Origin of the sequence: Kitasatospora sp. NPDC097605, from assembly GCF_040302725.1 — a bacterium.
Lineage (GTDB): Bacteria > Actinomycetota > Actinomycetes > Streptomycetales > Streptomycetaceae > Kitasatospora.
In genome coordinates, this window is the sequence record NZ_JBEOSF010000006.1 from 179,753 (window position 1) to 196,428 (window position 16,676).

General features: G+C 75.4%; 14 protein-coding genes. 5 read left to right on the forward strand and 9 right to left on the reverse strand.

All coding sequences use genetic code 11. From position 1 onward, the window contains the following. Window positions 1–11: 11 nt before the first annotated feature. Window positions 12–1,367: a sulfite oxidase gene (locus ABTX81_RS09655; protein ID WP_350542679.1), complete on the reverse strand. Its 1,356-nt coding sequence runs from the start codon at window positions 1,365–1,367 to the stop codon at window positions 12–14. Between the two features lie 367 nt (window positions 1,368–1,734). Between ABTX81_RS09655 and ABTX81_RS09660 the strand changes: the two genes are divergently transcribed. The 4 genes from ABTX81_RS09660 to ABTX81_RS09675 all read left to right on the forward strand — a co-directional run bounded on the left by ABTX81_RS09660 (window position 1,735) and on the right by ABTX81_RS09675 (window position 5,181). Beyond that, on the forward strand, window positions 1,735–2,544 hold the full coding sequence (locus ABTX81_RS09660; protein ID WP_350542680.1) for an alpha/beta fold hydrolase: 810 nt from the start codon (window positions 1,735–1,737) through the stop codon (window positions 2,542–2,544). A gap of 129 nt (window positions 2,545–2,673) precedes the next feature. Beyond that, on the forward strand, window positions 2,674–3,048 hold the full coding sequence (locus ABTX81_RS09665; RefSeq protein WP_350542681.1) for a MerR family transcriptional regulator: 375 nt from the start codon (window positions 2,674–2,676) through the stop codon (window positions 3,046–3,048). A 154-nt stretch (window positions 3,049–3,202) separates the two neighbouring features. Further along, entirely contained in the window at window positions 3,203–4,846 is a 1,644-nt protein-coding gene (locus tag ABTX81_RS09670) for a BCCT family transporter (RefSeq protein ID WP_350542682.1), read from the forward strand. Between the two features lie 149 nt (window positions 4,847–4,995). After that, a complete protein-coding gene (locus tag ABTX81_RS09675; RefSeq protein ID WP_350542683.1) occupies window positions 4,996–5,181 on the forward strand; it encodes a hypothetical protein in 186 nt (61 codons plus the stop codon). An 874-nt stretch (window positions 5,182–6,055) separates the two neighbouring features. Here ABTX81_RS09675 and ABTX81_RS09680 read toward each other — a convergent pair. Further along, window positions 6,056–7,762, reverse strand: coding sequence for a DUF2398 family protein (locus ABTX81_RS09680; protein WP_350542684.1), 1,707 nt, complete (start codon window positions 7,760–7,762; stop codon window positions 6,056–6,058). A 305-nt stretch (window positions 7,763–8,067) separates the two neighbouring features. Between ABTX81_RS09680 and ABTX81_RS09685 the strand changes: the two genes are divergently transcribed. Continuing rightward, window positions 8,068–8,856 (forward strand): lysoplasmalogenase, encoded by a 789-nt coding sequence (locus ABTX81_RS09685; RefSeq protein ID WP_350542685.1) that lies wholly within the window; start codon window positions 8,068–8,070, stop codon window positions 8,854–8,856. Between the two features lie 50 nt (window positions 8,857–8,906). On the opposite strand, the gene ABTX81_RS09690 is transcribed toward ABTX81_RS09685, so the two are convergent. From ABTX81_RS09690 to ABTX81_RS09720, 7 genes are all read right to left on the reverse strand, one after another. Further along, window positions 8,907–9,539, reverse strand: coding sequence for a hypothetical protein (locus ABTX81_RS09690; RefSeq protein ID WP_350542686.1), 633 nt, complete (start codon window positions 9,537–9,539; stop codon window positions 8,907–8,909). Between the two features lie 178 nt (window positions 9,540–9,717). Further along, on the reverse strand, window positions 9,718–10,521 hold the full coding sequence (locus ABTX81_RS09695; RefSeq protein ID WP_350542687.1) for an exodeoxyribonuclease III: 804 nt from the start codon (window positions 10,519–10,521) through the stop codon (window positions 9,718–9,720). A gap of 145 nt (window positions 10,522–10,666) precedes the next feature. Further along, the gene (gene ggt, locus ABTX81_RS09700; RefSeq protein WP_350542688.1) at window positions 10,667–12,457 is read right to left on the reverse strand and encodes a gamma-glutamyltransferase; all 1,791 of its coding nucleotides are present in this window, start codon (window positions 12,455–12,457) and stop codon (window positions 10,667–10,669) included. Between the two features lie 123 nt (window positions 12,458–12,580). Further along, the gene (locus tag ABTX81_RS09705) at window positions 12,581–13,687 is read right to left on the reverse strand and encodes an ROK family glucokinase (RefSeq protein WP_502892735.1); all 1,107 of its coding nucleotides are present in this window, start codon (window positions 13,685–13,687) and stop codon (window positions 12,581–12,583) included. Beyond that, the gene (locus ABTX81_RS09710) at window positions 13,684–14,508 is read right to left on the reverse strand and encodes an ATP-binding cassette domain-containing protein (protein WP_350542689.1); all 825 of its coding nucleotides are present in this window, start codon (window positions 14,506–14,508) and stop codon (window positions 13,684–13,686) included. The genes ABTX81_RS09705 and ABTX81_RS09710 overlap by 4 nt, the downstream gene beginning before the upstream one ends. Then, entirely contained in the window at window positions 14,505–15,545 is a 1,041-nt protein-coding gene (locus ABTX81_RS09715; RefSeq protein WP_350542690.1) for an ABC transporter permease, read from the reverse strand. Before ABTX81_RS09715 ends, ABTX81_RS09710 begins: the two co-directional genes overlap by 4 nt. Further along, complete coding sequence (locus ABTX81_RS09720; RefSeq protein ID WP_502892740.1) at window positions 15,542–16,555, reverse strand: substrate-binding domain-containing protein; 1,014 nt, start codon at window positions 16,553–16,555, stop codon at window positions 15,542–15,544. Before ABTX81_RS09720 ends, ABTX81_RS09715 begins: the two co-directional genes overlap by 4 nt. Between the last annotated feature and the right edge of the window lie 121 nt (window positions 16,556–16,676).

Here is a 16,676-nt window from a genome sequence, read left to right on the forward strand (position 1 = left end):
GGCGCGCCCGCTCAGACCGCCGTCACCGGGTGGACCACCACCGCGTCGAACAGGTAGCCCTCGCGGTTGAACACCGTCACCTCGGGCTGGCTCCGGCCCCGGCGGTCGGTCGCCCGCGCCCGCAGCTCGTACGGGCCGGGCCGCTCCGGGCGCCAGTCGAAGCTCCAGCGCGTCCAGTCGCCGAACCGCGGCTCGTCGCGCAACTCGGCCGGGCGCCAGCGCCGGCCGCCGTCGACCGACACCTCGACCCGTCGCACCGGGGCCGCGCCCGACCAGGAACGGCCGTGCAGCCGGTGCGCGCGGCCGGCCGGGAGGACGGCGTCGCGGGCCAGTTCGAAGGCGCTCTTCACCACCTGGGCGGTGAGCGGCGCGCTGCCGCCGGGCGGGTGGTCGGGGCCGAACAGGCGGTAGGAGTCGGTGTTCCAGGGCGAGAACAGCGGCCGGTCCGCGACCTCGACGGTGCCGACCCACTTGATCGAGGCGATCCCGACCCAGCCCGGCACCACCACCCGCACCGGCGCGCCGTGGTCGGGGGTCAGCGGCTCGCCGTTCATCTCGTAGGCGAGCAGCACGTCGTCGAGCGCCTTGGCGACCGGCAGCGGACGGCGGACCCGGCCCAAGCCGACCCCGCCGACGACCGGCTCCGGGTCCAGGCCGGCCGGCATCACGTCCACCGCGTCCGCCGTCAGGCCGGCCCGGCGCAGCACCTCCGCCAGCCGCACCCCGCGCCAGCGGGCCGATCCGGTCCCGCCGAGCGTCCACGGGGTGCCGGGCACGCTCTGGTGCTGCTGGGAGGTGAAGAAGCTGCGGCCGTTGCCGGCGCACTCGATCAGCGCCGTGGTCGTGTGGGCGGGCAGGGCCCGCAGGTCCGCGAGCGAGAACTCGACCGGCCGCTCGGCGGTCGGGGCGCCGCGCAGGCCGGTGCCGAAGAGCCTCAGCCGCCAGGTGCCGGCGTCGATCAGCGGGGTGCTGGTGTGGTTGCGGACGAAGAACCGCTCCACCGGGACGAGCCGCCCCACCGGTCGGCCGTCCGCGCCGCCGCGCAGCGCGTCGAACCGCATCTCGGCGTTGGTCCCGCGCGGGACGAACCACTCGGCGGGCAGCGGTTTGACGATCCCGGGCACCGGCCCGGCGGTCGGCGGGACGGCGGCGGGGGCGGGGGTGGCGGCGGCGGCGGGGGCGGCTGGGGCGGGCACGGTGGCGGCGGGCGCCGCGGCCGCGCTCCGCGCGCCGGTCAGCGCGCCCGCGGCCGGGGCGGCGACGGCCCCCGCGGCGGCGAGCAGGCGCAGCAGCTCGCGGCGTTCGATGCCCCGCCGGCGGCCGTTCGGCCGGTCGTGGGCGGCTTCCGAGGGGATGTCGGCAGACATCGGCACACTCCCGTTCGGGTCGTGGTGATGCTCGGGGCGATGATCGTGGACGTGCTCGTGGCCGTGGCCGTGGCGCGGGAACAGCCGCGGGCGGACGACGGCGAGGGGCCTCAGCGACAGCGCTGACAGCGGCGACAACGGCCGCGGCGGGACAGGACGGGCGCGCCCACGGCGCCGGGGGCGGCCACGGGCCGCCCGGCGGGTATCACGGCGCGCGGTCCCCCGGTCACGGTCGGATCATAGGGCCGCCGCGGACGCCGCGTCAGGCGAACCGGGGCTTGACCCTGACACCGGTGTGAACTCCTACCGTTCGGAGCGGGCCGACCGCCCTCCCCCATCCCCGGACCCCCCGGACAGGAGCACCGCCATGACCACGCACCCCGCCCCCGCCGCCCCGCTCGCCCGCACCGTCCGCGGCACCGGCCCCGGCCTGCTGCTCGCCCACGGCGCGGGCGGCAGCGCCCACGACAACTGGGGCCCGCTGCTCGACGACCTCGCCGCCCACCGCACCGTCGTCGCCCCCGACTACCCCGGCTCCGGCGACAGCCCCGACGAGCCCGGCACGCCGCACTCGCTCGACGAACTGGCCGACCGCCTGGTGGCCGCCGCCGACGAGGCCGGGCTCGCTGGCTTCGACCTCGCCGGCTACTCGCTCGGCGCCGCCGTCGCCGTCCGGATCGCCACCCGCCACCCCGGCCGGGTCCGCTCGCTGCTGCTGCTCGCCGGGGTCGCCGGCGGCTCACAGCGGCTGCGGCTGCTCGCCGACCAGACCATCGCCCTCACCGAGCACCCCGCGCTGTGGGCCGACCAGTCCCTGGCCACCGCCTTCGGCCGCACCTGGGTGGACGCGCTGCCCGCCGAGCGGTTCGCCGCGTGGCGCGCCGCCCTGGCCGCCACACCGGTCCCGGCGGGCTTCCGCTGGCAGTTCGAGCTCGCCGGCCGCGCCGACGTGCGCGCCGAACTGGCCGGCGTCGGCGTGCCGACCCTGGTCGTCTCCACCACCGAGGACGGCCTGGTCGCCCCGGAGCAGCACCGCGCCCTGGCCCGGGGCATCCCCGGCGCCCGGCTGGCCGAGCTGGCCTCCGGCCATCTGCCGATGGTGGAGCGGCTGCCCGAACTGCGGGACCTGGTGGTGGGCTTCCTGACGGACACCGCCGCCGAGCCGGCCGCCGCCTAGCGCCCCGGACGGCACCCGTTCACGGCCCGGAACGGCCGACGGGACGGGCGCCGGGACGGCCGCCGGGACGGGCGACGGGACGGCCGCCGGGACGGGAACACCCCGCCGGACGGAGTCGTTCGTCCGATCATGCGCATCGGAGAACTCGCCCGCCTGACCGGGGTGTCCACCCGCCTGCTGCGGTACTACGAGGAGCAGGGCCTGCTCGAACCCGCCCGCACGGCCGCCGGCTACCGCGAGTACGGCGAGGGCGACACCGTCCGGGTCCGCCAGATCCGCAGCCTGCTCTCGGCGGGCCTGTCCACCCGGGTGATCGCGCAGATCCTCCCCTGCGCCACCGGGCCGATCCCCGCCCTGCTGGCCTGCCCCGACCTGCTCGACACCCTCCGCGGTGAACTGGCCGAGCTGGACGCGCGCATCGACGAGCTGAGCCGCAGCCGCGACGCCCTGGCCGGCTACCTGGACGCCGCCGTGCCGCCGGCCCGCCCGTACCTGGCCGCGTGATGCCCGGCGCCTGACGCCCGTTCAGGTCGCGCCTTCCCGGCGTGCCCTGCCGCCTCTCCCGGCGAGAACTGGACATAGTACGACATGCATCCCGATTTCGATCATGTCGTCGGCGCATGCCGCCGGCTCGCCAGTACGTCGCGAGAGGTACCCCATGACCAGTCAGCCGCCCGAGCCGCCGGACGAACCCGCCGCCACCCTCCCCCTCGACCGGGTGGTGTTCGGGGTCGGCGCCGTCGCGGTGCTCGGGGTCGTCGCCTGGGGCGTCTTCGCCGAGGACTCCCTCGGCCGGACCTCCAGCACCGCCCTCGGCTGGGTCCTGCACAACTTCGGCTGGCTGTTCGTCGCCGCCGCCGACGTCTTCCTGGTCCTCACCGTGGTGCTCGCCTTCAGCCGTTTCGGCCGGATCCGGCTCGGCCGCGACGACGACGAGCCGGAGTTCTCCACCACCGCCTGGGTCGCCATGATGTTCAGCGCCGGCATGGGCATCGGCCTGATGTTCTACGGCGTCGGCGAACCGCTCCAGCTGTTCGCCGCCCCGCAGCCCGGCTCCGGCATCGAACCCGAGTCCGCGGCCGCCGCCCGGCAGGCCCTCGAGTTCTCGCTCTTCCACTGGACCCTGCACCCCTGGGCGATCTACGCCGTCGGCGGCCTCGCGCTCGCCTACACCACCTTCCGCAAGGGCCGGGGCAACCGGATCTCCGCCGCGTTCGTCCCGCTCATCGGCGAGCGCGGCGCCAACGGCTGGAAGGGCCGGGCGATCGACCTGCTCGCGGTGTTCGCGACCGTCTTCGGCTCCGCCACCAGCCTCGGCCTCGGCGCCCTCCAGGTCGCCGACGGCCTCGGCTACGTCTCCGACATCGGCAACGGCGAGCGCACCCAGCTGGTGATCATCGGCGCGCTGACCGCCGCCTTCGTGCTCTCCGCCTTCTCCGGCGTGCACCGGGGCGTCAAGTGGCTGTCCACCGCCAACGTCGTGCTCGCCTCGCTGATCATGGTCTTCGTCTTCCTCGTCGGCCCGACCGTCTTCGTGCTGGACACCATCCCCTCGACGGTCGGCGGCTACCTCTCCAACCTGACCGTGATGTCCACCCAGACCGGCGCCTTCACCGACGAGGACTGGCTCGGCACCTGGACCATCTTCTACTGGGCCTGGTGGCTCTCCTGGGCGCCGTTCGTCGGCACCTTCATCGCCCGGATCTCGCGCGGCCGCACCGTGCGGCAGTTCCTGATCGGCGTGCTGCTGGTGCCCAGCGGGGCCACCGTCATCTGGTTCTGCGTGATGGGCGGCACCGCGATCCGGCTGGACTCCACCGGCGCCGCCGACCTCGTCGCCACCATCCCCCGGGGCGCCGAGGCCTCGCTGTTCGAGATGCTGCGCGCACTCCCGGGCGGCACGGTGACCAGCGTGGTCGCGGTGCTGCTGGTGATGACCTTCTTCATCACCAGCGCCGACTCCGCCTCGCTCGTCCTCGGCTCGCTCTCCAGCCGCGGCTCGCTGCACCCGCGCACCTGGCTGGTGGTGGTCTGGGGCGTGCTGATGGGCGGCGTCGCGGCCGCCCTGCTGCTGGCCGGCGGGCTCACCGCGCTGCAGAACGCCACCATCCTGGTCGCGCTGCCGTTCGTCGCGGTGATGCTGCTGCTCTGCCTCGCCCTGGTGAAGGAACTGCGCTCCGACCCGGCCGCCGGCCCGTCCCGCTTCCACCCCGCCCACGGCCTGCGGGACGCCGTCCGGGTCGCGGTCGGCGAGGCCCTGGCCGATGTCCGAAAGGGCAACCGGCGTCCCCCGACCGAGTGAACGTCCGCCCTCCGGGGACGGCCTCGACGACCGTCTTCGGGGGTTGTGACCTGCGGCGTTGCATATGTCGCCCAAGCCGACGCCCACCTCCCATCCGGACTTCACCCGCACGTAGCGATCGTTCACACCGGCGTGGAACCTTCGCTGTCATGAACGCCAATGTCCAGGCGACCCTCCAGGAACCGCGCTTCCCCCTGCCCCAGCGCCACCGCCGCTTCCTGGCCTGCGCCGCCGTCCTCGCCTCCGTCGCCCTCGGCACCCTGGGCGTCGGCGCCACCGTCGAAACCGTCCAGCACGACACCATCGCCACCGCCACGGCCACCGTGCGGAAGTAGCCCGGAGCGGCCGCCTGGGGCGCGCCATGACGCCGAACGCCTTGCTCCGGCCTTCTCCTCGCGGGGCAGGACACGAGGCTGTCCGGTCACCGGCACGGCGGGGCCGGCGAACTCGACGGACATGACGCCGAACATCCTTCCCGGTGAGGGGACCGCCGTCATCAGGGGGGCGCGGAGCTCGGCGCGCGGCCGGAACCACGACCACGCCCGCGCCCCAGCCGGCGCACGGAAGCAACCCACGCCAAGCACGCCGGCGAACCCGGGGGCGCGGCCGGAGCCCACGGCCGCGTCCCCGGTCCCGGCCCTCCCACCCCAGCCCCGCCCGCCCCCGCCACTCGGTTGACCGGCTCGCGCGCAGGGCACGGCGAACGAAGGGACGGCCGCGCATCCGCCGGGCGCCGGACGAGCCGGACACGATGACCGGCCCGGGGAAGGCGGAGACGATGACGCCCGGAGCGTGCCGGCCGCCACGCGGAGGCTGACCGGCTCCCGGGGAGGCCATGAGGACGGGAGCGCGGTGGATGCAACGGCGACGCATCCACAGCCGAGCGGGCATGGCAGGCCGGGCAGAGCCGACCGACGCGGGGCAGGGGGAAGCAGGCGTTGCAAGGTCGGCCGGCCGACCTCGAGCGCGCCGAGAAGCGCCAGGGCACGTGGAGACGGAGGACGACGCCCTGAGGGTGCCGGCCCCCCGTCATGCGGGCTGACCGGCTCTCACTGGGCGCAGCGGAAGCACGGCCGCGCATCCGCCGCCATGTGGGCGCAGATGGGCCAGGCAAGCTGACCAGCGCCGGGACAGCTGAACGCGGGGACGGCAACGCCGGCCGTCCGGCCTCAAACGGGGCGGAGGGAGGCCGGGGAGGCCACGCCGGACTCAGGCGAGTTGGCCGGCGCGGGGGGTGGTGGGGGCGGGGATGGTGAGGTCGGAGGTGGGGCGGGAGTGGCGGCCGGTGCCGGGGGCGGGGAGGAGGTCGGGGGCCGGGGCGTAGCGGGCGGCGGGGGCGCGCAGGAGCCAGCCCGCGGGGCGGGTGGTGATCAGGCCCATCCGGTGGAGCAGGTCGAGGGCGTCGCGGCGCAGGGCGGTGCGGTCGGCCAGGTAGTCGCGGCGCCAGCCGGCCGGGAGGCCGTACTCGTCGGCGATGTCGCCGAGCACGCCGTCTATCAGCGCGTCCGGGACGGGCACGTCGGCGCCGGTGGTCTCGCCGGGCAGCGGGCGGACCTCCTCGACCAGGCGCTCGACCAGCAGCAGGGCCGCCTGGGCGGCCGTCCCGGCGCCGGACAGGGCGAGGTCGGTGAGCTCCTCCGCCGGGTCGAGGAGGGCGACGCCCTCGGCCCGCTGCTCCGCCTCCAGGCCGAGGAAGTCGGCGAGCGCGGCGGGACCGGAGTGCCGGTGGTCGCGCAGCCAGGCGCGCTGGTCCTCGGGCAGGTCGGCGGCCAGGACGGCCGGGGTCTCGGCGAGGCGGCGGCGGACGGCGGTACCGGGTTCGGCCTCGGCGGCACGGCGAATGAGGTCGGCGGCGTCGTCGGCGAGCGCGGGCGGGCCGACCGGGACGGCGCGGGCGAGCTCCCGGTCGACCGTCAGAACGCCGGACGCCCCGCCGAGGTCGCCGAGGTCGCCGAGGCCGGCCGGGACATCGGCGAGCACCTGCCAGTCGGCGAGCACGGCGAGCGCCATGGCGAGGTCGGGGAGGTCACCGCCCCCGGCGGCCGGACCGGGCTCGGCGGCCCGCATCGCGGCCAGCAGGCGGCCGAGCGGGAGCCGTTCGGGCGCGTCGACGAGCAGGGCAAGGGCCAGGGCGAGCCGGGCGTAGCCGCCGGGGGTGAACGGGGCGCCGGTGACGGGGTGTTCGAGGCGGCGGACGGCGCCGGGGCCGGGGCCGGCCTTGTGCAGACGGGCGTGCCAGGGGCCGACCACCAGGGGGTAGCCGAGCAGGGTGTCGAAGCGCTCGGCGAGCCAGTCGCGGTGACGGCGAATCAGCGGGAAGCCGTCGGCGTGCGGCCCGGAGGCGGTGACCAGCGGGTGGGCGAGGAGCAGCCGGGCGGCGATCCGGCGTTCGGCGGCGGTGGTGGCGGCGGACCGGTCCTGCGGGACGACGGTGGCCGCGCCCCGGGAGCGTTCGGGCCTGCGGTGGCGCCCGGGCGTGCCGGACTTGGCGCCCGAGAGGACGACGGGCAGCGCGGCGGCGTCCCGACGGGCGCGGCGCAGGCCCGGGCCGGTGCGCGGTTCGCGGGCGCGCGCCGTGGCGGGGGTGTGCGCGGTGGGGCCGTGCCACCAGCTGACCTCGGCGGCGGACGGCTCGGTGGGGGCGCCGAAGTGACGGGCCGGGTAGAGGCCGAAGGAGGCGGCGCAGAGGTCGTCGGCGGTGCCGGGGTCGGCCTCGGCGAACCAGCGCGCGAGCCGGAGCAGCCCCGGGTCGGGCGAGAGTTCCTGCGGGACGTCAGCTCCGGCCGCACCGCCGGACACGGGTTCGCGTACGGCGACGACGGCGTCGGTGGTGCTGCGCCCCGCCCCGCCCGTGCGTCCGTCCGACGTGCCACCGGCCGTCCGTGCGGCGCCGGTCGCGTACTCCTGCTGCTTCATGTCGGGGACCAGACTAGACGCTGGGCGCGGCCCCCGCTGGCAGCCGCCCGGGGCGCGGCGACATCCGGCCGGACCGCGGCCGGACCGCCCACCGACCGCCCACCGACCGCCGACGGGCCGCCGACCGGCCTCGCACGCGACGGCCGTGGCGCGGGCCGGCCCGGCGAGACGTCACCCCGGCCTCCCCGCCGGATCTACGCACCGGTAACAATCTCTTCCGGACCCCCGTCCCCGTCCCCTATCGTGCCCGGCACGGGCCGTCCGCCCACCATCCGCTCCCCCACCCACCCGGAGGACACCGCCGTATGAGCATCCGTACGACCACCCGCGCCGTTCTCGGCGGCCGGCTGCGCTCGGCCTCCGGGCTGCTCGCCGGCTTCGCCACCACCTCGGCGGCCCACCTGGGGGCGCTGCTGACCGACACTCCGGCGCTGCGGCACGCCACCAAGCCGGCGCTGATGCCGCTGCTGGCCGCGCACAGCGTCGTCAGCGCCACCGCGGCCGGCCGGCGGGCGCCGAAGCTGCTGGCGCCGGCGCTGCTGGCCAGCGCGGGCGGCGACGTGCTGCTCCAGCTCGGCTCGGACCCCGCGTTCCTGGCCGGAATGGGCTCGTTCGCGGCGGCGCACGTCTGCTACGTGACGATGTTCGTCGGCCAGGGCGCGCTGACCGACCGGCGCCGGACGCTGGTGGTCGCGGCGGCGTACGCGACGGCCTGGGCCTCGATGGTGGCCCTGCTCTGGCCGGATCTCGGGGACCTGCGGATCCCGGTGGCCGGGTACAGCCTGCTGCTCGCCTCGACGGCGGTGACCTCGGCCGGGCTGGGTGTGCGGGCCGGGCTGGGCGGGGCGCTGTTCCTGCTCTCGGACACCCTGATCGCCACCAAGCTGGCCAACTGGCGCCAGCTGCGGGGGCACGAGTTCTGGATCATGGCCACCTACATCCTCGCGCAGTACCTGCTGGCGACCGGCGCGCTGCGGGCCGCCGCGGCCCAGGAGGACCAGCAGAACCAGCAGGACGAGCAGGACCAGCAGGACGAGCAGCAGGATCAGAAGCCGCGGGACACCACCACCGTCCTGCCCGACGGCACGGCCTGACCGCACGAAGGTGCCGCCGGACACCCCGTCCGGCGGCACCTTCGTCACGATCAGGCGGACCCGGCGCCCGTGCGTCGCCGCAGCAGCCAGAAGCCGCCGATCCCGCCCGCGACCAGCAGCGCGCCGCCGGCCAGCTCCGCCGGGTTCGCCGCGATCGAGCCGCCCAGACCGGTCTCCACCGCGCCGTGCGGGGCGACCTGGTGGCTGCCGGCGCCGGACTGCCCGAGCGAGCCCGCCCACTCGCCGGCCGCCTCGCTCCACCCGCCGATGCCCGAGGGTGCGGAGCCGCCGGCCGCGGCGGCACCGCCGGAGCCGGTGGACACCGAGACCGTGGTCACCGTGACGCTGGTGGTGAAGGCGGCTCCGTCGGGGCAGGTGCCGTCGACCTTGTTGTCGCCGCCGCCCTTGTCCGCCAGGCGGGCGGAGCCGGTGTGCTTGCCGTCCGCGCCGAGCGTGAGGGTGGCGGGGCCGCCCTCGAAGGCCGGCGAGCGGGCGGTGATCGTCTTGGCTTCGGGCTTGTCGGACTTCTCACAGGCGACCGTGACCGTCACGGTCTGGCCCGGTGCGGCCTGGGACGGGCTGACCGTGGCCGCGCCGTCCCTGGCCAGTGCCAGGGGGGCGGTCAGACCGGTCAGCAGCGTCGCGCCGATCAGGGCGGCGGCGGCCGTACGCGTGGGGCGCATACCGGAACCTCCGGGATTCTCTCGGGCGCGGCCGGGGACTCCGACGTCCCTCGTGATCGAACAACCACACCCGGTCACTCACCGACGGTAGGCACCCACCGCGCACCCGGCCACCGCTCTGGCCCGTTCGAGGGAGCCCCCGCCACCCTGCGTCACCCGGCCGGGGCCGGAGCCGTGGTCAGAGGTCCAGGTCGACGACGACCGGGGCGTGGTCCGAGGTGCCCTTGCCCTTGCGTGCCTCACGGTCGACGTAACTGTCGGTGACGGCGTCGACGAAGGGCTTGTTGGCGTAGGTGAGGTCGATCCGCATGCCCCGGTTCTTCGGGAAGGCCAGCTGGCGGTAGTCCCAGTAGGTGTAGGGGCGGTCGTACTTCAGCGGGCGCGGCACCACGTCGTGCAGGCCGGCCGCGTCGAGGGCGGCGAGGGCGGCCCGCTCGGCGGGGGTGACATGGGTGAGGCCCTCGAAGGCGGCCACGTCGAAGACGTCCTCGTCGCCGGGCGCGATGTTGAAGTCGCCGAGGACGGCGAACGGGCGCTCGCCGGCCGCGTCCTCCAGCGAGGCGCGGCGCAGCGCCTCCAGCCACTCCAGCTTGTAGCGGTAGTGGGCGTGGTCGACCTCGCGGCCGTTGGGCACGTAGACCGACCAGACCCGGACCGGGCCGCAGGTGGCGGCGACGGCGCGCGGCTCGACGTCGGGCAGCAGGGCGTCGTCGGCGAGGTAGCCGGGCTGCTCGGGCAGGTCGCGCACGACGTCGTCGAGGCCGATCCGGGAGACGATCGCCACGCCGTTCCACCGGCCGGTGCCGTGCGCGGCGGTCTCGTAGCCGAGCTCGCGGACCGGCTCGTAGGGGAAGGCGTCGGCGGCGCACTTGAGCTCCTGGAGGCAGAGCACGTCGGGCTTGGCGCTCTCCAGCCATTCGAGGAGCTTGGGCAGCCGCGCGGTGACGGAGTTGATGTTCCAGGTGGCGATGCGGACGGTCACGGCGGGCGGCCTTCCCGGTGGCGGTTCGGTACGGACGGTTCGGTACGGACGGTCCAGTACGGACGGTTCGGTACCGACAGGGGCGGGCGCCCGGCAGGACGCCCACCCCGAATCTACCGAACGGCACCGACAGCCCGGCCCGGCCTCACGGCGCGGGCCGGACCACCGCCGCCGAGCCGCCGCCGCGGCGCACCGGTTCGGCGGCGGCCAGCCAGCGTCCGTCCGGCAGCCGCTCGACGCCGGTCGCGGCGCCGATCTCCGGCGTGGCGGCGAACACGTGGCCGAGCGCCTCCAGCCGGGCCCGTTCGGGCAGCGCCAGGAAGGCCGGCTCGGCCTGGGTGGCGGCGGTGTTGCGCTGGCTGGCGCGCGGCGCGGCGATCGCCTGCTCCAGGCTCAGTCCCCGGTCGAGGCGGCCGAGCAGCACCTGGAGGGTGGTGGTGATGATGGTCGCGCCGCCGGGCGAGCCGGCCGCCAGCACGGGCTCGCCGTCGCGCAGCACGATGGTCGGCGAGAGCGAGGAGCGCGGCCGCTTGCCGGGGCCGGGCAGGTTGGGGTCGGGCACCCCGGGGAAGAGCGGGGTGAAGTTGAAGTCGGTCAGTTCGTTATTGAGCAGGAAGCCCCGGCCGGGGACGGTGATGCCGCTGCCGCCGGTCTGCTCCAGGGTGAGGGTGTAGGAGACGACGTTGCCCCAGCGGTCGGCCACGGTGAGGTGGCTGGTGCTCAGGCCCTCGTAGGGCTCGGCGGCGGGCGCCGGGGCGGCGTCCGGGCAGCCGGCCGGGTGGCGCGGGTCGCCGGGGGCGACCGGGCTGGTGAGCGCGCGGTCGGGGCTGATCAGGCAGGCGCGGGAGGCCGCGTAGCGGGCGGAGAGCAGCTCCTTGACCGGCACGTCGTTGAACGCCGGGTCGCCGACCCAGCGGTTGCGGTCGGCGAAGGAGAGCCGGGAGGCCTCCAGGAAGTGGTGGTAGTACTGCGTGGCGTCGTCGTCGGCGAGCTCGCCGTCCTCCAGGATGCCGAGCGCCTCGCCGACGGTGGTGCCGCCGGAGCTGGAGGGGGCGATCGAGTAGACGTCGTAGTCCCGGTAGGCGACGTGGGTGGGCTGCTGGCGGCGGACCCGGTACGCGGCCAGGTCGGCGGCGTCCACCTGGCCGGGGCGGGCGGTGCGGCCGGAGGCGGGGTCGACCGGCGGGTGCTGGACGGTGCGGACGATGTCCTCGCCGATCGCGCCCCGGTAGAGCGCCGCGGTGCCCTCCTTGCCGAGCTGGCGGTAGGTGGCGGCGAGGTCGGGGTTGCGGAAGGTGGAGCCGACGGCCGGGAGCGCGCCGCCGGGCAGGAAGAGCTTCGCGGTGTCGGGGAAGTCCTTGAACCGGGCCTGGTTGAGCGCGGTCTGGTCCTGGAAGGTCTGGTCGACGGTGAAGCCCCGCTCGGCGATCCGCTGGGCGGGCTTCAGCGCGTCGGCGAAGTCGCGCCGGCCCCAGAGCCCGACGGCGGTCTCCCAGGTGGCCGGGGAGCCGGGCACGCCCACCGACAGGCCGCTGGTGACGGCGTCGGCGAACGGCAGCGGCGCGCCGTTCTCCAGGAACAGTGAGGTGTCGGCCTTGCGGGAGGCGGTCTCCCGGCCGTCGATGGTGTGCACCTTGCCGGTGGCGTGGTCGTAGTAGACGAAGTACCCGCCGCCGCCGATCCCGGCGGAGTACGGCTCGGTGACCCCGAGCGCCGCGGCGACCGCCACCGCCGCGTCCACGGCGTTGCCGCCCTTGCGCAGCACCTCGATGCCGGCCGCCGTGGCGTCGGCGTCCACGCTGGCCACCGCCCCGCCCCAGCCGACCGCCTCCGGGACCTTGGCCGGCGGCGGCGCCGCCCCGGCGGGTCCGGTGGTGGACCACACCAGGGCGGTGGCGAGCAGGAGCGGTGGGGCGACGCGGGCCAGTGCTCTCATCCGATACTCCTCTGAGTCGACGTCAACTCCGTTGTTTCACAGGAGCCATGACCCCGACAACAGTGCCGCGTCGCTACCAACGGGTAGTTGACACGCCACCGGGAGGACCCGCCGGGCGGCCGGTCACGGCACGGCGCGCTCCACCCGGCGGCGCTTGATGGTGCGGAAGCGGCGGGCGACCTGGCGGGCGAGGTCGGCGGCGCCGACCAGGCCGGCCTCGTTGCCGAGGGCGGCGTGCACGATGGCCGCCTCGGGGCGGAAGCCGCGGCCGGTGAGGGTGCGGCGGAAGGTGTCGCGGGCCGGGCCGAGCAGCAGGTCGCCGGCCTCGGAGACGCCGCCGCCGATGACGAAGCGGCCCGGGTCGAGGGCGGCGGCCAGGTTGGCGATGCCGACGCCGAGCCAGGTGCCGACCTCGTAGAGCAGCTCGGTGGCGGTCGGGTCGCCGGCCCGGGCGGCCTCGGTGACCAGCGGGCCGGTGATGCCCTCGACGGTGCCGCCGGCCCGGGCCAGCAGCGGCTGGACCACCGGGGACTCCTCGGCGACCAGCTCGCGGGCGTCGCGCACCAGCGCGTTGCCGGAGGAGTACTGCTCCCAGCAGCCTCGGTTGCCGCACGGGCAGCGGTGGCCGCCGGGCACCACCTGCATGTGCCCGAACTCGCCGGCCAGCCCGTACTTGCCCCGGTCGACGAAGCCGTCGCGGACCACCGCGCCGCCGATGCCGGTGCCGAGGGTGAGCATCACCATGTGCTCCTCGCCCCGGCCGGCGCCGAAGCGCCACTCGGCCCAGGCGGCGGCGTTGGCGTCGTTCTCGACGATCACCGGGAACCGCAGCCGGCCGCTGAGCGCCTCCTGGAGCGGCTCGCCGCGCCAGTTGAGGTGCGGGGCGAACAGCACGGTGGAGCGGTCGGCGTCGACCCAGCCGGCCGCGCCGACGCCCACCGCGTGCACGTCGTGCCGGTCGGCGAGCTCCAGCACCAGCTCGACGATGACGTCCTCGACCACCTTGGCGCTCTTGGACTTGTGGGGCGTGTCGGTGCGCAGCTTCTCCAGCACCTTGCCCTCGCCGTCGACCACGCCGGCGACGACCTTGGTGCCGCCGATGTCGACGCCGATGGTGGGCAGCCGCAGCACGCCGGCGGGCAGCGCCCGGCGGCGGCGCTCGGCACGCGGCCCGAGGCCGAGCAGGGTGGGCAGGACCGGCGGCCGGGTGCCGCCTTGGGGGCTGGTCACGGCTGCGGACGCTCCTCGGGGTCGACGGGATCGGGACCGGGGGGCAGGTCGGCGCGGGACAGCTCGTGGGAGAGCTCGGCGAGGTCGGAGCCGCCGGCCATCTCGGTGGTGAGCTGTTCGAGGCCGATCTCCGCCCGGGGGTGGCTGCCGGCCATCCGGCCCCGCTTGAGCAGGGTGAAGTGGTCCCCGACCAGGTACGCGTGGTGCGGGTTGTGGGTGATCAGCACCACGCCGAGTCCGGCGTCCCGGGCGGCGGTGACGTACTTGAGCACCACCCCGGACTGCTTGACGCCGAGCGCGGCGGTCGGCTCGTCCAGGATCAGCACCTTCGCGCCGAAGTGCACGGCGCGGGCGATGGCCACGCACTGGCGCTGGCCGCCGGACAGGGTGCCGATCGGGCGGTCGACGTCGGGCAGGTCGATGCCCATGTCGGCGAGCGCCCGGCGGGTGGTGTCGCGCATGCCGTCGGCGTCGATCCGCAGCCCGCCCCAGCGCTTGTACCCCTGCTCGGAACCGAGGAAGAAATTGCGCCAGACGGGCATCAGCGGCACCACGGCGAGGTCCTGGTAGACGGTGGCGATGCCGCGGTCCAGGGCCTGGCGCGGCGAGTCGAAGCGGACCTCCTCGCCGCCCACCGTGAAGGTGCCCTCGTCGTGCCGGTGCAGCCCGGCGATGATCTTGATCAGGGTGGACTTGCCGGCGCCGTTGTCGCCGAGCACGCAGCTGATCTCGCCCGCCCGCAGGGTCAGCGAGACGTCCTCCAGCGCGCGCACGGTGCCGTAGGTCTTGCCGACACCCCGCAGGGAGAGGAGCTCGGTCATCGGGGCCCCCGTTCGGCGCGGCGCTTGACCCAGGAGTTCAGCAGGGCGGCGAGCAGCAGCATCGCGCCCAGGAAGAACTTGAACCAGTCGGGGTTCCACTGGGCGTAGATGATGCCCTTGCTGGCCATGCCGAAGATCAGCGCGCCCAGCGCGGAGCCGGCCACCGAGCCGTAGCCGCCGGTGATCAGGCAGCCGCCGATGACGGCCGCGACGATGTAGATCAGCTCGTTGCCGACGCCCTCGCCGGACTGCACGGTGTCGAAGGAGAACAGCAGGTGCTGGCCGAGCACCCAGGCGCCGAAGCCGACGAACAGGTAGAGCACGGTCTTCGTCCGGGCGACCGGGACGCCCACCGCGCGGGCCGCGTCCGCGTCCCCGCCGACCGCGAAGATCCAGTTGCCGAAGCGGGTGCGCAGCAGCACCCAGCTGCCGGCCAGCAGCAGGCCCAGCCACCACCAGACGGTCGCCTTGACCGTCAGCCCGCCGACGGTGACCTCGGAGGCGAACAGCCAGCGGCAGGAGGCGAAGCCCTCCATGTCGGAGATCGGCTTGGTGGAGACGGTGCCGGAGACCAGCTTGGTGACGCCGAGGTTGGCGCCGGTCAGCATCAGGAAGGTGCCGAGGGTGACGATGAAGCTCGGCAGCTTGGTGCGCGCCAGCATCCAGCCGTTGAACAGGCCGACCACCAGCGTGACGGCCAGCGAGACCAGCACGCCCACCCAGGTCACCGCGGTGAGCTGGTAGGAGACCATCGACGAGGTCAGCGCGGCGGTGGTGACCAGGACGCCGGCCGAGAGGTCGAACTCGCCGCCGATCATCAGCAGCGCGACCGGGACGGCCATGATCCCGATGGTGGAGGCCGCGTACAGCACGGTGCCCAGCGAGGAGACCCGCAGGAAGGGCTCGGCGACGGCGGCGAAGACCAGGAAGACCGCGGCGGCCGCGATCAGCGCGCCCAGCTCGGGCCGCCCGGCCAGCCGGCGCAGCGCGGCCGGGCGCTCCCGGCGCTCGGCCGCCAGGACGTCGGGGACGCTCACCTGGTCCCCCTCGCGACGTACTCGGCGAGCGCGTCCGCGTTCTCCGCGGTGAGGATCTGCGGGCCGGTGGCCACCGGCTTGCCGCCGCCGAGCATGTTGAGATTGAAGCGGTAGAGCCAGAGCAGGTCGACGCCCTGGTAGCCCTGGAGGTAGGGCTGCTGGTCGACGGCGAAGCCGACGGTGCCCGCCTTGAGGCCGGACACCACCTGCGTGCCCAGGTCGAAGGTGTCCAGCTCGACCGGGCGGTGGGCGTCCTGGATCGCCTGCAGGCCGGTGGCCGCCATCGGGCCGGAGAGGGTGAGCACGGTGTCGATCGCGGGGTCGGCCTGGAGCTTGGCGGAGATCGCCGCGCGGGCGTCGGGCATGTTGACGCCGTCGACGTACAGCACCTGGAAGGCGCCGCCGGCGGTGCCCCGGGCGCCGGAGCAGCGCTGCTCCTGGCCGACGTTGCCCTGCTCGTGGATCACGCACAGGACGTTCTTGCGCCCGCGCCGCTCCAGCTCGGTGCCGGCGGCCTGGCCGGCGGTGGCCTCGTCCTGGCCGATGTGGGTGAGCGCGCCGAACTTCGCGGAGAACTCCTGGCCGGAGTTGATGGTGATCACCGGGATGCCGGCGGCCTTGGCCTTGCCGAGCACGTCGGCCATCGCGTCGCCCTTGGCGAGGGTGACCAGCAGGCCGTCGACCTTCTGGTCGATGGCGGCCTGGACGAGCTGGACCTGGTTCTGGGTCTGCGCGTCGTTGGAGTACAGGAAGGTGATGTTGTCCTTGGCGGCGGCCTGCTCGGCGCCCTTGCGCACGGTGTCCCAGAAGGCGTCGCCGGCGCCCGCGTGGGTCACCATGGCGACCTTCCAGCGCGGGGTGGTGACGGCGCCGCCGGCGGCGGCCGCGGCCTTGGCGCGGGCCTCCTCGGCGCGTCTGCCTCCGGTGCTGCTGCAGCCGGCGACGGCGACCGTGAGGGCCAGGACGGCCAGCGCGGCGGCGGCGGGCCTCAGCCGGCGGACGGGACTCATGCGGGTTGTGCTCATCCCCATAGTCTCGCTTCCCGGCGGACGCGCGTTCGCACCGCCTCGCCCGGTGGGGCGATCCGTCCGGACGGTATCGTGCCCCGCGGGCGGTTTCCCGGGAGTCCGC

Bases quoted from the DNA above. Each gene is read 5' to 3' on its own strand.
- ABTX81_RS09655 (WP_350542679.1), bottom strand. From the start codon at position 1,367: ATGTCTGCCGACATCCCCTCGGAAGCCGCCCACGACCGGCCGAACGGC.
- ABTX81_RS09660 (WP_350542680.1), top strand. From the start codon at position 1,735: ATGACCACGCACCCCGCCCCCGCCGCCCCGCTCGCCCGCACCGTCCGC.
- ABTX81_RS09665 (WP_350542681.1), top strand. From the start codon at position 2,674: ATGCGCATCGGAGAACTCGCCCGCCTGACCGGGGTGTCCACCCGCCTG.
- ABTX81_RS09670 (WP_350542682.1), top strand. From the start codon at position 3,203: ATGACCAGTCAGCCGCCCGAGCCGCCGGACGAACCCGCCGCCACCCTC.
- ABTX81_RS09675 (WP_350542683.1), top strand. From the start codon at position 4,996: ATGAACGCCAATGTCCAGGCGACCCTCCAGGAACCGCGCTTCCCCCTG.
- ABTX81_RS09680 (WP_350542684.1), bottom strand. From the start codon at position 7,762: ATGAAGCAGCAGGAGTACGCGACCGGCGCCGCACGGACGGCCGGTGGC.
- ABTX81_RS09685 (WP_350542685.1), top strand. From the start codon at position 8,068: ATGAGCATCCGTACGACCACCCGCGCCGTTCTCGGCGGCCGGCTGCGC.
- ABTX81_RS09690 (WP_350542686.1), bottom strand. From the start codon at position 9,539: ATGCGCCCCACGCGTACGGCCGCCGCCGCCCTGATCGGCGCGACGCTG.
- ggt (WP_350542688.1), bottom strand. From the start codon at position 12,457: ATGAGAGCACTGGCCCGCGTCGCCCCACCGCTCCTGCTCGCCACCGCC.
- ABTX81_RS09710 (WP_350542689.1), bottom strand. From the start codon at position 14,508: ATGACCGAGCTCCTCTCCCTGCGGGGTGTCGGCAAGACCTACGGCACC.
- ABTX81_RS09720 (WP_502892740.1), bottom strand. From the start codon at position 16,555: ATGAGTCCCGTCCGCCGGCTGAGGCCCGCCGCCGCCGCGCTGGCCGTC.